This is a genomic window from bacterium (genome assembly GCA_030699905.1).
Lineage (GTDB): Bacteria > Patescibacteriota > Minisyncoccia > Phycocordibacterales.
This window is the reverse complement of record JAUYKQ010000017.1, coordinates 1-14298: the sequence shown is the minus strand read 5'-3', so window position 1 is coordinate 14298 and position 14298 is coordinate 1. Positions and strand designations below refer to the sequence as shown.

Genomic DNA, 14298 nt, shown 5'->3' with positions numbered 1-14298 from the left:
TCTCCCGCGAGTGAAGCAGTTCACTCGCTCCGCCCATAAAACTCGCGGACTCATTTTATGGGCGGGAGAGGACTCGAACCTCCACCCCTTGCGGGACTAGCTCCTAAGGCTAGCGTGTCTACCATTCCACCACCCGCCCAACTATTGCATAAAAACGATTTCCTACACATGCTCGTATCCGCCCAGTAGGATTCGAACGCTACTCGTTCAGTACAGGTTTCCCGTTTTTTCACTTTAAGAAAAGTTCAAAAACACGGGAGAACCTCTTCGAATCCTACCCGCAAGCAAAGCAGTTTGCTTGGCTTGCGCGAATACTCGAGGGACTCGTATCCGCCCAGTAGGATTCGAACCTACGACCTTCTCCTTAAGAGGGAGCAGCTCTACCAACTGAGCTATGGGCGGGAATTCGCGGAACATGTAGCATGTAACACGAAGCAATGGAAGAGAGCTTGTCTGAAAACTATTGACCAAGACGAGAATTCGTGTGTCGAGGCGAGCGGGCGGCGAGGAAGACGAGGAATACTTTCAGTATTTTGAGTCTTTCGAGTCGCTTCCCGCAAAGCCCTGGCACACGAGTTCAGAGTCGTCAAGAGTTTTTAGACAAGCTCTGATAAAGAATATAACAGATTTCAGCACAAAATCAATTATGCTATCATAGAGCATGTCCAAAAACTCTATAAAAATAGAAGAATCGTGGCTAAAAGTTCTTCAAGAAGAATTTGAGAGCGAATATTTCAAAAAGCTCGCCGAATTCGTGCGTGGGGCATACCTGACGGCCAAAATTTTCCCTCCGCCGAAACTTGTGTTTAGAGCTTTTGAGATGTGCCCTTTTGATAAAGTGAAAGTGGTTATTTTAGGACAAGACCCATATCATGGGTTAGGCCAGGCGCACGGGCTTTGCTTCTCGGTGCCGGAAAATATTTCCACACCGCCTTCGCTTCAGAATATTTACAAGGAAATTTGCAAGGATGTCGGAGGAGAGATTCCTAAACACGGTAATTTGGAAAATTGGGCCAAACAGGGGGTGTTGCTTTTGAATTCCACTTTGACCGTTGAAGCGGGTAAAGCCGGCTCGCATCAAGGAAAGGGTTGGGAAGAGTTTACGGACAGTGTCATAAAAAAAATTTCGGACGAGAAAGAGAATGTCGTTTTCATTCTTTGGGGCAACTATGCGCGTAAGAAAAGAGAATTGATTGACAGTTCCAAACATTTGATTTTAGAGGCAGCGCATCCTTCGCCTTTTTCCGCTTATAACGGCTTTTTCGGCTGTAAGCATTTCAGTAAAGCCAACGAGTATTTGAAGACGAACGGAAAAGCGGAGGTTGTGTGGGTATAGAAAAAGAGCGCAAACTTTGTTAATATACTCAAACGGCCACGTGGTGAAGTGGTAACACTGGAGTCTGCAAAACTCCCATGCGCGAGTTCGATTCTCGCCGTGGCCTCCGAGGACACGAGAAATGTGCCTGCGCACATTTCGGGCGAGAATCGAAGAGGTTCTCCCATGTTTTTGAGCAATTCTTATTGCGAAAAAACGGGAAACCTGTACTGGTCCTGTAAGGACCGATAAGTGTACTCGCGGTCTCGCCGTGGCCTCCGAGGACACGAGAAATGTGCCTGCGCACATTTCGGGCGAGAATCGAAGAGGTTCTCCCATGTTTTTGAGCAATTCTTATTGCGAAAAAACGGGAAACCTGCACTGGTCGTGTAACGACCGATAAGTGTACTCGCGGTCTCGCCGTGGCCTCCGAGGACACGAGAAATGTGCCTGCGCACATTTCGGGCGAGAATCGCCAATTCTTTCATGCCGAGTCGGCGAGAGCTGTGGCGCAGGCACTGTCGGTCTTGACGGGGTATTTGCCCGGGTGACGGAACTGGTATACGTAGTCGACTTAAAATCGGCGGCCGAAAGGCATGTGGGTTCGACCCCCACCCCGGGCACAAAAACTCAACCGCTTTTTCAAAGCGGAAAATGGGACGCGCTACGCGCGTCCCATTTATCCCGACAACTCGTCTATCCTTTGCCTGTTTCTCTCGCCTTTGTCTATTTCAAAATCAAGAAATGGGATTTTTCTAAGCCGAACATGTGATTTTAGGAAGTCGCGTAAGTCACTTCTTTTTCTTTTTGTAAAATCAAGAGAGGCATTTTCGTATTCCGTGGGCAGTACGGTTATAAAAATGGTGGCCTTCGTCCCCCTGTCTTTGAGCTTTACATCGGTTACGGTGATTAAAGCGTACCTGTTTGCTTCCCGAGACAGAAAGTCCGCGGCAGAATCGCGGATTATTCTTTTTGTTTTATCTTCCGTGTGAGACATGGTCGTTTTTATTTTTCCACTACTATATAGGGTATTATTTTGTCCCCCGGCATTATCTCTATTTTTGACTCAACCAAAATACCGAATTCGTTGCCTTCCGAAACTTCTTTCGTTTTATTCTTTTGCTGTTGCAATTCTTTAATCACTCCCTTTCCCAGTTCAAAATCTCGGCGCGAAATTTTGACGTTTGCTCCCACCGTTAAAACTCCTTGGGTGACTTTTCCACCCAGAATCTGTCTGTCCTTTTCCTTGCCGAATTGTTTCAGCACTTTGGCTTCTCCTTGCGCTTCTTCGGTGGAAATTTTCGGTGTACGTTCTTTAACAATCTCGCCAAGCCATTCGGTTAATTTATATATTATATCCGAAGTGTGCGTCTTTATGCCAAGTCGTTCTATCAGAGCTTCGGCTCTTTTGTCTATTTTTACGTTAAAACCCACAACTGTCGTTTCGGCGCTTCCGGCGCCGCTTTTTATATCTCCCTCGTTTATGTCGCCAACTCCTTTTGATACTATTTGGAAAGTTACTCGCTCACTTTTTATTTTTTCAAGTTCATGTTCCATCGCTTCCACGGAACTCCACACGTCGGCTTTTATGATAAGAGGGATTATTGCGCGTGTTTCTTCAATGACCTTTTCCGATGCTCCCGATTTGTCCGTAGCCGATTTCATCTCTTCGTTTATTTTTTCGACTTCTTCTCGCCTCGCTTCCGCCTCTTTTTTCGTATCGTACGCTTTGAAAAGTTCGCCCGCCGGTGGTATTTCACTCCACCCGATGATACGGACAGGACTGGAAAAAGACGCTTTTTTTATACTTTTACCTTGAAAGTCCTCAAGCATTCTGACCGAGGATAAACAGTTGCCCGCAAGGACCGCCTGTCCTGTTTCCAAACTGCCGTCTTGTATGATAAGGGTGGCTGTGATGCCTTTTCGGCGGTCCAAGTGCGATTCCACTACGACACCCTCCGCCGGTTTTTGGGGATTGGCTTTTAAGTCCATAATGTCCGCCATTAAGGAAATCACTTCCAAAAGGTCGGAAACTCCTTCGCCGGTTTTTGACGAGAGCGCCACGTTGGGGATTTCTCCGCCCCACCCTTCCAGATAAACTTCGTTTTCCAAAAGGTTTTTCTTCACTCTTTCCACGTCGGCGTCCGGTTTGTCTATTTTGGTTATGGCGACAACGTACTGAAGGTCGTTTTCTTTTATGAACTTCAGCGCTTCAAGAGTTTGCGGTTTTACGCTTTCTTCCGCGGACACCACCAGAACGGCAACATCGGCAACTTTGGCTCCGCGTGAGCGTATTTTTCCAAAGGCCTCATGGCCCGGAGTGTCCAAAAAAGTAATCTTTCGCTCTTTTCCTTCTTTGTCTGTGTGAAGAGCTTCGTACGCGCCTACGTGTTGAGTTATGCCTCCGGCCTCTTTTGCCGTTGAGTTTGCTTTTCGGATATAGTCAAGCAGTGTTGACTTGCCATGGTCAATGTGACCCATTATTACCACTATGGGTGGCCGTGGAGTCAAAGCGATGGATTGTGATGAATTTTCTTTCATAAAATATCTGAAACTTTTATAAAGCACGCAACATGGAACAAATCAAAGTGGAAAGAAAAAAGTCGCAATGTAAAATCTAACCGCAACTTTTAACTTTGCACCTTAACTCACATGTCCCATGTTACACGCTTCGTGGCAGTTGTGCTTTGGCCTTTATCACGGCTTCTTTCTCTTCTTTGGAGAGTTCGTATTCGGATTTAAACTTGGCGATTGGTTTGGAAAAAACGCTCACCCTGTCGCGAGAATACATGCTTGAAATCACAACTCCGTCTCCATGTTCGTTTAAAAATGCTGTGGCAAAGCTCTGATTTCCGCCTTCCCCCGTGCCGCGAAATGCGTTGAAACGCACCGTTCCGACACCTTGGGCGGAATTACGCAAGCGCGTTTCCACGGATAACAGGTATTTTTCCATTTCGTCTTCAAACTCGCGCGACTCTTTGAGACCGGCATTGACTTCATGTATGAGTTCCTCCAGAGACGAAGCGCTTCTCCCCTTTAAGAATTTGTGTAACTTAAATTCCATCCTGATAAGCCAGATAATCACAATAGCCATAAGGACGAGAGGGGCATATATTATTAAGTTCGGGTCAATGGACATTATCTTTAGCATACAACGAATAGAGGCAGGAAGCAAGAATTATGGACGAGAGGTGGGGAAAATGCGATTATGGATTTACGATTTATGATTTAGGATTTAAGAATTATGAATGAGAAGGCCCCGTTCGCGCTTCGCGCGAACGGGGCCTTAAGTTTTTTTCTACTTGAGTAGACTTCTACTTGAGCAGAAACGCCGTCGGCAGTTCCGGAATTTCCATTTCCTTCACCACCACCCTTAACATCCTCCTGCTTTCGTCTTCCTCCGAGAGAAAAAGCAGATAGGTGTTTGTTCCGTCCTGGGCGAGGCGAATTTTCTTTCCGCCGAGGGCGGACGGAAAAGCGGACTCGCCAATCCAAACGTCTTTCACCTCTCCGCCAAAATCCCGGGGAGGAGTGTAGCGATGGTTAAAACCACTTTCTCCTAACTTCTTTGCCGTTTGGCTTACTATGGCTCCCAGTAGAAACTGAAAAGAGGCAAACAGCGCAAATGCGGCAATAATGTGCACTTTGGATAGCCCTGTCCTGACCGCAATGAAGACCTTATGCAACGTCACTGCTGTCCCTGCAGTCAAAAACAATACGAAAATTACGACTAATACAACGTGAAAAGTATCGTGGATATTCATTGTCATTCCTTTGGTTGAATTTATCTACCTTTGTGATAACATAAAGAATAATCTATGTCAATAAAAAATCTTAAACTCATGGCGCGCGGTTCAAAGCGAAAAGCGCGCATATATTTGGACTACGCCTCTTCCACTCCGATTGCGCCGGAGGTTTTAAAAGTAATTCAAAAAGCGGAAAAAGAAGTTTTTGGCAATCCAAGCTCTATTCACAAAGAGGGCGTAGAGGCCAAAAAACTTTTGGAGGAATCGCGCGTTAAAATCGCGCGCTCTCTGGAATGTCGGGCAGAAGAGCTTGTTTTCACTTCGGGCGGAACCGAGTCAAACAACATGGCGATCTTCGGTGCTTTCACGGATGGCGCTCATGTGATAACGACTACCATTGAACATTCGTCCGTTTTGGAGCCGATTCGCGAACTTGAAAAAAGAGGCGCGACGGTTACATATTTAAAACCAAACTCGGAAGGTCTTATAAATCCGGAGGATGTGGGAAAGGTGTTGCGTCCTGAAACGGCGCTTGTTTCCATACAGTACGCAAATAGTGAAATAGGAGTGGTTCAGCCGATTTTGAAAATCGGAAAATTGCTTTCGGACTTTCAAAACCAAAGAGAGCTCCAAAATCCAAAACAAAAACCAAAAACAGGACGGCAAACAAATTTCAAGCTCAAAGTCGCAAAACCTGTCTTTCATGTTGACGCGAGCCAAGCGCCGATGTATCTGAATTGTTCGCCCAGTCATCTCGGCGCCGACCTTGTAACCTTTGACGCCCATAAAATGCACGGGCCAAAGGGCATTGGACTTCTCTACAAAAGACGAAATGTCAATTTGAGTCCCCTTATCTTCGGTGGCGGTCAAGAAAATGAACTGCGTTCAGGCACGGAAAACGCCCCCTCCGCGATGGGTTTTGCAAAGGCCTTTGAGCTCGCGTTCGCCTTGCGAGAAAAAGAATCCAAACGGCTTAAAAAACTTGCGGATTATTTCTATTCGCTTATTCGTACGAATAAGCGAATAGACGCGGACAGTGGAATGGCAAAGAGAGTGGTTATAAACGGCTCGCTTGAAAAGCGACTGCCTTGCAACATAAACATATCAATAGAAGGCATAAACGCGGAATTTTTTGTTCTCCAGCTTGACGCTGTAGGCATCGCTTGTTCCACAAAAAGTTCCTGCGAAGAAGGGAAGGAGGAGTCGTATGTGGTAAAGTCCTTGGGCGGTCCGAAGTGGCGGGCAAAGTGCGCTTTACGTTTTTCACTTGGCCGTTATACGCAAAAATCGGATATTGACTATTTGATGAAAATTTTGGAAAATTGTGTAAGAAAAGCAATTTACAAAAAGGAAAATTATGAAAACATGGTTGAGTGAAGAAGAGGAGCAAGACGAGTGTGAACAATTATTGCAAAGCGCGAAAAGGTTCAGGGAATTGGGGGTTGTAATTGCGATTTTAACCTCTCTTCTCTGCTTCGCGGGATTTTGGATTATAGCGGAGGGCCATTTTTTGAAAGCCGCCGCGGTTCTTTTCTTTTCCGCGGTTTCCGGTTTGGCAAGCGTTTTTTGTTTTGCTTGCTACATCGGCCGTAAAAGTTCAGCCGGCGCCATGAGAGAGGGCAGGGAATTCCCACGGTTCCAAATCCCTATCGGGCGAGGATAACTGAAGTTCTTTCAAAACAAAGCGGCTCGCCATAGGCGAACCGTTTTTTTGTTGCGTATTTTTCTCGGTATGCAAAAATATGTTTTTCCCATTTCCCACTTTCTACTTTCTACTTTCTACTTTATAATATAGCGATGGAACACCTGACTAAACAACAACTTGTTCTTGTGGCCATGCTTATCGCTTTTGTTACCTCAATATCTACCGGTATTGTGACGGTTTCTCTAATGGAAAACTCAACGCAACCCATAACACAAACAGTCAACCGCGTAGTGGAAAGAACAATAGAAAAAGTAGTGCAGGCGCCGGCGGATGGTCAAAAGGCCTCTGCCGCGACCATCATAAGAGAAAAAGAAACGGTGATAGTAAAGGCCGATGATATGGTGGTGGAAGCTGTTGAAAAAAATAAAAAATCGCTTGTTAAAATACTGAAAAAAGAATCCGAAGATAAAGCGACTTTCGTGGCGAATGGATTTGTTTTGTCCGATGACGGCAGGATTATTGTCCCCTTTGTTTTATCTGAAGATGAAGTGGAAGATTCAAAAACGGAGGAAACGAAATCGTCTTACTTGGTTATTTTACCAGACGGTTCTTCTTTTGATTTACGGCCTGTGTCGGTTGACAAAGACAACGGATGGACTTTTTTTCACATTGTTTTTTCTGAAGATAACAAGCCGACTTTAAGCGCCGTAAGCATTGCCGATGAAAACGGCATAAAGCTCGGTCAGACGGTTGTCACTATCGGCGGAGACGAGTCGCTGTCGGTGGAGACGGGTATTGTAAAGATTCTGCCCATTAAAGAATTTGTTTCAAAGAACGAAAAAGACGAAGAAGTCAAAACCTCGGTTCTCACGGAAGTCGTAACGGGAATTGGCGAGGATTTACCTATTGGAGCTCCTCTTGTCACTCTTACCGGGGACGTAGTGGCTTTAAAAGTGGGAAAAATTTTCAAGCCGATACACAAAAACCTCTTAGAACCTCAAATAATAGAATAGTTTTAAACGGACGAAAAAAGCGACCCTTTTCTTTTGTAGATGAAAAAATGTCCCAACATCGCGACGCGATGTTGGGACATTTGAGAATTTTCAGCCCCTCGGTTGCCAATCACAATGGGCGACCGTGATACGGGCATCTTGCCCGTTGGACGACAGTTGCAACCGGAGTTGCGGTTCCCTGTTGCCCTTCATCTTTCCACTGAGGACGAAAGCAACACTCCCGTCCAGGTTCCTGTATCCGGAGGCCTTGTTCCACGTGGAAACCAGAAGTTCCTTAACAAAAGGACTGAAAGAGAAAACGTTCGCCGGCGGAGGCGTCGCCTTTTTACGAAACACGACGACGATGACCTTGTTCCTCTCTTTTTCCTTGAGGTACACCGCCTCCGGCTCTAAGTCCAAGGTAGGCAGGGACTCTTCAAGTTCAGACACCGACACCTGCAGTAGATCCTTGAAACTTGGGGTTACACGCTCTTTGGGTCTTTTCGCTCTTTTATCCTCGGCTTCAAAGGCGAACCCCTCAGGAAACTTCATTTCCTTGGGGAACCACATCTGCAGGACGACCCTGTTGATACCGGTCATGCTGATACCGGCAGGGACGTTGTTTGTGGCGACATGCCGCCTGTCTTTACCGACTTGGTTTTGAGACAGGGCTCTTTCCAGATCCATGAATTCTGCTCTCATCCATATCCTTTTTTTCGGGGTTTTGTTTTTTTGTTTTGCCGTTTTTGTCGTTGGTTCTAACTGCCTTAATCTAATCACGACTCGCGTATTAAGTCAAGGTTACGATTGACTTTTAACACGGTTTGTGTTAATAAATAGAAGCTATACACAAACATTTCATTCCAATTGCCTAAAATGCTATAATAGAAATACACGCAAGATGTAGCACGAAACTTGTAGCACATTGCTTGGGACCGTTGCCGAATATCCATTTTGGCTGATTTCCCCAAAATTCGGCTACGGCTTGGTTCAAATTTATGGCCAATACTTACAGCATTAAGCCATAAATTTGAACCTTCGCCTCGCACGAATTTTGAAAAAATCACCTCAAAAGCCTATTCGGCAACGGTCCCTGCTCTTTTACTTGATAAACTTTATGAACTTTTAACTTTTAACTTTAAACTGATCTCATGCCCCCATTTCATCACTTTACAACAAAAGCCAAAGAAGCCATAAGAAGAGCTCATGAGCTCGCTATTGAGCGCGGTCAAAATCACGTCAATCCTCTGCACCTTTTAGCGGCGCTTTTGCTTCAGGAAGAAAGCATGGTTATTTCAATTTTGGACAGAATGGAAATTGACACCGTTCTTTTGACGGATTCTTTGCTTGAAGCTATTGAAGGACCCGAAAGCGGTTCGGTTCTTTCTCCTTCGTACCAAATCTACCTCACGCCGGAACTCGCCCAAACGCTTGAAAATTCAAGCAAAGTGGCCGCTTCCATAAAAGACGAATTTGTTTCAACCGAACATCTTTTTATCGCCATGCTTGATATTCCCGGTCAAGCTCGAGAGATTTTAAGCAGGTTCAAAATAGAAAAGGACTCCGTTCTGCGCGTACTTGATGACTTGAAGAAAAGCAACATAACGGATGTCAATCAGCCAAAGAAATACAAGGCAATAGCCAAGTATACGCGGAACTTGACTTTGCTTGCTCGTGAAAACAAACTTGACCCTGTTATAGGCCGAGATAACGAAATTTCTCGCGTTATTCAAATATTGTCGCGTCGCACAAAAAACAACCCGATTCTTATAGGGGAGGCGGGAGTGGGCAAGACCGCCATAGTGGAAGGTTTGGCCATTCGTATGTCGCAAGGCGACGTACCCGAATCGCTTAAAGACAAAGAACTGGTTTCTCTTGACCTTGGGCTTTTGATTGCCGGCACAAAATATCGTGGCGAATTTGAGGAGCGTCTTAAGACAATAATGAAAGAAGTTGAGCGTTCAGGAGGTAAAATAGTTTTGTTTATAGATGAAATTCATACCATAGTCGGCGCGGGGGCGGCGGAGGGTTCAATGGATGCTTCCAATATGTTGAAGCCGGCTCTGTCGCGGGGCGAGCTTAGAGCTATCGGCGCGACTACTCTGAAAGAGTATCAGAAGCATATTGAAAAAGACCCCGCTCTTACGAGACGTTTTCAGACGGTTTTTGTAAGCGAGCCGTCTTTGGAAGATGCCACTGCCATTTTGCGCGGTCTTAAAGAGAGGTACGAGCTTTATCACGGAGTCCGCATAACGGACGATGCCATAGTGTCGGCCGTCAATCTGTCCGCGCGTTACATTGCAGACCGATATCTGCCGGACAAGGCCGTTGACCTTATAGACGAAGCGGCATCGGCTCTTAAAATTTCTCTTGAAAACATGCCACCTGAACTTGAAGACACGCGGAGAAAAGTCATGCGGTTGGAAATAGAAAAAGAAGCCCTTAAAAAAGAGGGTGACAACAAAAAAACCAAGACGCGACTGAAAGAAATTGAAAAAGAAATAGCCGATTTTAAAGAAAAGACGTCTGAACTTGAATTGAAGTGGAAAAACGAGAAAGAGATTTTGACGGGAATTAAACAGCTCAAAAAAGAGCACGATGATTTACGTTTGGAGGCGGAGGCGGCCGAAGCCAGAGTGGACTTGGCAAAAGCGGCCGAGATACGGTACGGGAAATTGCCGCATGTGGAAAAAGAACTGGAGGCCAGAAATAAACGTCTGAAGAAACTCCAAGCTTCTCGGCGTATTTTGAGAGAAGAGATAATAGAAAATGACATCGCCGATGTTGTTTCGCGATGGACGGGAATTCCCGTTACCAAAATGCTTGAAGCCGAAGCGGAGAAACTTTCTCGCATGGAAGACGAACTCAAAAAGAAAATTATCGGCCAAGCAGAGGCCGTTTCCAAAATATCGGAAACCATACGTCGCTCCCGCGCCGGCATTTCCGACCCTAACCGCCCCATCGGCTCTTTCATTTTTTTGGGGCCGACAGGGGTGGGCAAGACGGAACTTACGAAAACATTGGCTGAATTTATGTTTAATGACGATAGAGCGCTTTTGAGGGTTGACATGTCGGAGTTTATGGAAAAACATTCCGTCTCTAAACTTATCGGCGCGCCTCCGGGCTATGTTGGCCACGAAGAGGGAGGGACTTTGACGGAAATGGTTCGTCATAGACCGTATGCCGTTGTGCTTTTTGATGAGATAGAAAAAGCGCATCCGGAAGTATTCAATATATTGCTTCAGATGCTTGATAATGGAAAATTGACAGATGCCAAGGGCCGGAGCGTGAATTTCAGAAATACCATCATAATTCTCACTTCAAATATAGGGGCGCAATATATAGACAAGATGCAAAGAATCGGTTTTGCCGCCGAAGGGCAAGAAGGCAACTACGAAGATATGAAAATAAAAGTGATGGACGCTCTCAAAGACCACTTCCGTCCGGAGTTTCTAAATCGGTTAGACGACATCGTCGTGTTTGACGTGCTTTCTCGCGAGGCCGTCAAGAGTATCGTTCTCATTCAAATCGGAGTTGTCAGAGAACGGCTTATTCAGAAAGAAATTGAGCTTAACGTAACGCCCGTGGCTTTGGATTATTTAGCTAAAGAGGGCTACAACCCGCAATACGGCGCAAGGCCTCTTAAGCGCCTGATTCAAAACAAAATATTAAATCCGGTCGCTAATCTCATCATAAGCAGAGGGTTAAACAAAGGCGGTTCAGTTACCGTTGACTTTAAAGACAATGCCCTGACTTTTGAAGTTAATAAAAAAGGGAAGGGGAAGAACGCTGTCATTATGATGTCGAGGGAGATGGAGGTGAGTAAGTGAAAAGTGGAAAGTGGAAAGTTAAAAGTGGACTAAGAAACCCTCGGCTCGCTTCGCGAGCCGAGGGTTTGTCAAAGCGATTACATAATGTGTACAACTTCTTTTGACCTGTCTGGTACAATTAAGTCATGGCAACGATTTCTATAAAAAGGCTTGCGGAAATCAGAATGCTTTACTATGACAGAAAGTTGTCAATGAGTGACATTGCAAAGCATTACAACGTGTCACTTGATAAAGTTGTGTATTTCATGCGACGCAACAATTTAACCCGCCGTAGCCATTCTTTGAATAATTCAATTAGATTTGAGCGGAAACCTTTAAGCTTTAAATTGAAGAATAAATTAACGAAATATCAGCTGGAATTAAAGAATTTCGGCATAGCTTTGTATTGGGGAGAAGGATATAAAGCAGAAGGAGGTTCAGGTATTGATTTTGCGAACAGTGACGTTAAGATGATTGTTGTTTTTCTGAATTTCTTGAGAGTGATTTGCGGAGTTGATGAAAAACGCTTGCGTGTGCTATTGTATTGCTACTCCAACCAAGATATAGAGAAACTTTTAGGATTTTGGAGCAAGCGCACCAAGATTCCTCTAAGTCAGTTCTCTAAGCCGTATGTGAGATATGACTTTCGAAAGGAGAAAATCAATAAGATGCCTTTTGGATTGATTCATATACGCTACCAGGACAAAAAGTTAAGAGCTCTGATATTAGAGTGGATTGAGGAGTATAAAAATAAATTTGCGCAGATAGTCCCGTAGGGCGCGGGGGAGGTCTGTAAAACCTTTGGCTACTGCCCCGGTGAGTTCGACTCTCACTCTGCGCACCATGTAGGAAATTGCAAGTGGCTTTGGTTCGCCTCGCAACGCTTCCCGACTGATTTGTATTCAATTGGGGGGGACAAATTGACTACTGAACATTTTGGGGAGGAAATTTTTTAATCATAAGTCGAAATTTATCATTAACTTTACTACAAATAAACATATGAACCAGAAAGGTTTTGCCAATATAATTTTGATAGTAGTAGTCGTGGTGCTTGTGGGTGTGGTTGGATATTTCGCATTAAGTAAAAAGTCATCAGTACCGAATACAACGCCGGTAGTCGAGCAAACGTATCGAAGTGCAAAATTTGGGTTAGAGCTTAAATATCCTGGCGATACTTTTGTTGTGCAAGGAGATGACCAATATTCTAAAACGCTTGAACTTATGGATAAAAGATATGCCGGTAAAGATGTAGAGCTTGCAACTGTGCCTAACCATTTTTCGGTTGACCTTGCCAAAGACAACAGCGTTGACTCTCTCATTGAGGGAGAGCGGACATTCCTTTCCAAACCCGAAAACCGAATAATTATTTTACGTACCGAGGAAATAAAAACGGAGTACGAGCTGTGAAAGTCGTAACCGGAGATAAAACTACAAATGCTGAAACGGGATTTTTCATAGTAGCGCAACTGCCACGGACTGTGTCTGTCCCTTTTCCACCGTCTGTAACGGTACAGCCGGGCGAGCCAAATTTCCACACATATAATTTAGTATCGTTCAGTGGAAAAGCTGAGACGTCCGGAGTTATTGATAAAATCATTGCAAGTATAAAATTCATAAGGTAGTTTTTGTATTGTCGCCAAAAAAAACCTTGGTAGTAAAAATGATTCAGGCCAATTCACAGTATCCAAAGCAAAAAAGAGCCACTCGTCGCGGCTCTTTTTTAATCACATGACATAAACTGGATTTAGTGTTTACTAACGACTTTGAATTACGAAACTCCAAATCCGCGTCTTTCTTTTCAATTTCGGCTACGTCTTTGCAAAAATTACTCAACAGATACGCTGTATATGCCTCATAATTTTTGCTTCGCCTCGCTCGAAATTGAAAAGAAATCCATCGGAAGCGAGTTTCGTAACTCAAAGTTAACGACTATCTTGACCGGTGTTCACAAAGCGAATGCACTGACCCTGATTGCTGAAACCGAAGTTTTCCCATCCGCCATTCTTGCACTCCTCCTTGCTTGCAGGGTCACTGACCTCTCCATTGTGCCAATGAGCGGCATAGCTATCGTTTCCGAGGGTTGGAAATTCATCTAACCCATAGTTGTAGCTATTGAGGAAGAGCTCGCGAATAAAATTCTCGCCTCCGGGTCCGCGGGCAACTTCGACGCCATTGATGTAGTAGACGTACTCTTCCGTACTGGTGGATAACTCGATGCCAAGCGTTGCCCACTCACCATACGCCACATCGGTCGCAAGGTCTGTCCAGCCGTTCACTGAATCCCAGACGCGCCATCCTTCGTGGTCTCCCTGCGCCGAGGCGCCCGAGGTGCTTGGCTCAAGGTTTACATATTCCACAATGGCGAATAAATTATCTCGCGCGCCTGCTCCGTCGTCACCGACGACCCAAAAGCCGGCTCGCGTGGCGTTGTCCTGCCAGTCAGGATTAACATAGAGGTCAACTTCAACCGCGGTGCCGAAATTTTGGGCCCCTACGGTTTTGATGCCTTCGGTGCGTTCAAACGTGCCGCTCGCCGTCTCACTGCTGTCAACACCGATTTGAGCAACGTCGTCTCTCCCAAACGCAGTGACAGAAGTCACTCCATCGGTCGGAAACTCGCGGTCAGCTTCCCAGTTCGTATCCAACTCGATTTGAGTGAACGCGTCAGGGCTTATAAAATGTCCGCTCGCCAGCACAGTACCGGCCACAAAGACAAATGCAAACCCCACGATAACGCTTATCCTCTTAATATACTTCGTATTCATAGATATTTTAATATTAGCTAATGATG

At 45.2% G+C, this 14298-nt stretch carries 14 protein-coding genes and 5 tRNA genes; 10 read left to right on the top strand and 9 right to left on the bottom strand.

All coding sequences use genetic code 11. The features are described 5' to 3' along the window. Positions 1–58: 58 nt before the first annotated feature. Together Q8P86_02015 and Q8P86_02010 are read right to left on the bottom strand one after the other, a co-directional pair. A tRNA-Leu gene (locus Q8P86_02015) sits at positions 59–139 on the bottom strand. 190 nt (positions 140–329) lie between these two features. After that, positions 330–402, bottom strand: a tRNA-Lys gene (locus Q8P86_02010). A gap of 259 nt (positions 403–661) precedes the next feature. On the opposite strand from Q8P86_02010, the gene ung reads away from it, so the two are divergent. The 3 genes from ung (at position 662) to Q8P86_01995 (ending at position 1938) form a co-directional block, all read left to right on the top strand. Next, positions 662–1336, top strand: a complete 675-nt coding sequence (gene ung / locus Q8P86_02005; GenBank protein MDP3996448.1) for a uracil-DNA glycosylase — start codon at positions 662–664, stop codon at positions 1334–1336. Between the two features lie 34 nt (positions 1337–1370). Next, positions 1371–1442 (top strand) — tRNA-Cys (locus Q8P86_02000). A gap of 414 nt (positions 1443–1856) precedes the next feature. Then, positions 1857–1938, top strand: a tRNA-Leu gene (locus Q8P86_01995). A gap of 56 nt (positions 1939–1994) precedes the next feature. On the opposite strand, the gene Q8P86_01990 is transcribed toward Q8P86_01995, so the two are convergent. From Q8P86_01990 to Q8P86_01975, 4 genes are all read right to left on the bottom strand, one after another. Further along, complete coding sequence (locus tag Q8P86_01990; protein MDP3996447.1) at positions 1995–2312, bottom strand: ribosome-binding factor A; 318 nt, start codon at positions 2310–2312, stop codon at positions 1995–1997. 8 nt (positions 2313–2320) lie between these two features. Next, positions 2321–3856 (bottom strand): translation initiation factor IF-2, encoded by a 1536-nt coding sequence (infB, locus tag Q8P86_01985; protein ID MDP3996446.1) that lies wholly within the window; start codon positions 3854–3856, stop codon positions 2321–2323. Positions 3857–3977: 121 nt separating this feature from the next. Then, positions 3978–4466, bottom strand: coding sequence for a DUF4446 family protein (locus Q8P86_01980; protein MDP3996445.1), 489 nt, complete (start codon positions 4464–4466; stop codon positions 3978–3980). A gap of 163 nt (positions 4467–4629) precedes the next feature. After that, positions 4630–5085, bottom strand: coding sequence for a hypothetical protein (locus tag Q8P86_01975; GenBank protein MDP3996444.1), 456 nt, complete (start codon positions 5083–5085; stop codon positions 4630–4632). Between the two features lie 48 nt (positions 5086–5133). Here Q8P86_01975 and Q8P86_01970 point away from each other — a divergent pair, with 48 nt between their 5' ends. The 3 genes from Q8P86_01970 (at position 5134) to Q8P86_01960 (ending at position 7719) form a co-directional block, all read left to right on the top strand. After that, complete coding sequence (locus Q8P86_01970; protein MDP3996443.1) at positions 5134–6438, top strand: cysteine desulfurase family protein; 1305 nt, start codon at positions 5134–5136, stop codon at positions 6436–6438. Then, positions 6419–6724, top strand: coding sequence for a hypothetical protein (locus Q8P86_01965; GenBank protein ID MDP3996442.1), 306 nt, complete (start codon positions 6419–6421; stop codon positions 6722–6724). The genes Q8P86_01970 and Q8P86_01965 overlap by 20 nt, the downstream gene beginning before the upstream one ends. A 134-nt stretch (positions 6725–6858) precedes the next feature. After that, positions 6859–7719 carry a serine protease gene (locus Q8P86_01960; GenBank protein MDP3996441.1) on the top strand — a complete coding sequence of 287 codons (861 nt, stop codon included), beginning with the start codon at positions 6859–6861 and terminating at the stop codon, positions 7717–7719. Positions 7720–7809: 90 nt separating this feature from the next. On the opposite strand, the gene Q8P86_01955 is transcribed toward Q8P86_01960, so the two are convergent. Next, on the bottom strand, positions 7810–8385 hold the full coding sequence (locus Q8P86_01955) for a hypothetical protein (GenBank protein ID MDP3996440.1): 576 nt from the start codon (positions 8383–8385) through the stop codon (positions 7810–7812). A gap of 464 nt (positions 8386–8849) precedes the next feature. On the opposite strand from Q8P86_01955, the gene Q8P86_01950 reads away from it, so the two are divergent. The 4 genes from Q8P86_01950 to Q8P86_01935 all read left to right on the top strand — a co-directional run bounded on the left by Q8P86_01950 (position 8850) and on the right by Q8P86_01935 (position 12914). After that, positions 8850–11528, top strand: a complete 2679-nt coding sequence (locus Q8P86_01950) for an AAA family ATPase (GenBank protein ID MDP3996439.1) — start codon at positions 8850–8852, stop codon at positions 11526–11528. Between the two features lie 125 nt (positions 11529–11653). Next, positions 11654–12283 carry a hypothetical protein gene (locus tag Q8P86_01945; GenBank protein ID MDP3996438.1) on the top strand — a complete coding sequence of 210 codons (630 nt, stop codon included), beginning with the start codon at positions 11654–11656 and terminating at the stop codon, positions 12281–12283. Next, positions 12266–12351 (top strand) — tRNA-Tyr (locus tag Q8P86_01940). Before Q8P86_01945 ends, Q8P86_01940 begins: the two co-directional genes overlap by 18 nt. 155 nt (positions 12352–12506) lie before the next feature. Then, positions 12507–12914, top strand: a complete 408-nt coding sequence (locus tag Q8P86_01935; protein MDP3996437.1) for a hypothetical protein — start codon at positions 12507–12509, stop codon at positions 12912–12914. Between the two features lie 258 nt (positions 12915–13172). Here the strand turns inward: Q8P86_01935 and Q8P86_01930 are convergent, their stop codons facing one another. Further along, positions 13173–13427 carry a hypothetical protein gene (locus Q8P86_01930; protein ID MDP3996436.1) on the bottom strand — a complete coding sequence of 85 codons (255 nt, stop codon included), beginning with the start codon at positions 13425–13427 and terminating at the stop codon, positions 13173–13175. A 2-nt stretch (positions 13428–13429) separates the two neighbouring features. After that, on the bottom strand, positions 13430–14298 hold an 869-nt coding region (locus Q8P86_01925; protein ID MDP3996435.1), incomplete at its 5' end, for a hypothetical protein.

What these genes read in the sequence shown, in the direction of transcription:
- Q8P86_01950 (MDP3996439.1), top strand. Translation starts at nt 8,850, where the DNA reads ATGCCCCCATTTCATCACTTTACAACAAAAGCCAAAGAAGCCATAAGA.
- Q8P86_01945 (MDP3996438.1), top strand. Translation starts at nt 11,654, where the DNA reads ATGGCAACGATTTCTATAAAAAGGCTTGCGGAAATCAGAATGCTTTAC.
- Q8P86_01955 (MDP3996440.1), bottom strand. Translation starts at nt 8,385, where the DNA reads ATGGATCTGGAAAGAGCCCTGTCTCAAAACCAAGTCGGTAAAGACAGG.
- Q8P86_01935 (MDP3996437.1), top strand. Translation starts at nt 12,507, where the DNA reads ATGAACCAGAAAGGTTTTGCCAATATAATTTTGATAGTAGTAGTCGTG.
- Q8P86_01965 (MDP3996442.1), top strand. Translation starts at nt 6,419, where the DNA reads ATGAAAACATGGTTGAGTGAAGAAGAGGAGCAAGACGAGTGTGAACAA.
- Q8P86_01970 (MDP3996443.1), top strand. Translation starts at nt 5,134, where the DNA reads ATGTCAATAAAAAATCTTAAACTCATGGCGCGCGGTTCAAAGCGAAAA.
- Q8P86_01960 (MDP3996441.1), top strand. Translation starts at nt 6,859, where the DNA reads ATGGAACACCTGACTAAACAACAACTTGTTCTTGTGGCCATGCTTATC.
- Q8P86_01980 (MDP3996445.1), bottom strand. Translation starts at nt 4,466, where the DNA reads ATGCTAAAGATAATGTCCATTGACCCGAACTTAATAATATATGCCCCT.
- Q8P86_01990 (MDP3996447.1), bottom strand. Translation starts at nt 2,312, where the DNA reads ATGTCTCACACGGAAGATAAAACAAAAAGAATAATCCGCGATTCTGCC.
- infB (MDP3996446.1), bottom strand. Translation starts at nt 3,856, where the DNA reads ATGAAAGAAAATTCATCACAATCCATCGCTTTGACTCCACGGCCACCC.
- ung (MDP3996448.1), top strand. Translation starts at nt 662, where the DNA reads ATGTCCAAAAACTCTATAAAAATAGAAGAATCGTGGCTAAAAGTTCTT.
- Q8P86_01975 (MDP3996444.1), bottom strand. Translation starts at nt 5,085, where the DNA reads ATGACAATGAATATCCACGATACTTTTCACGTTGTATTAGTCGTAATT.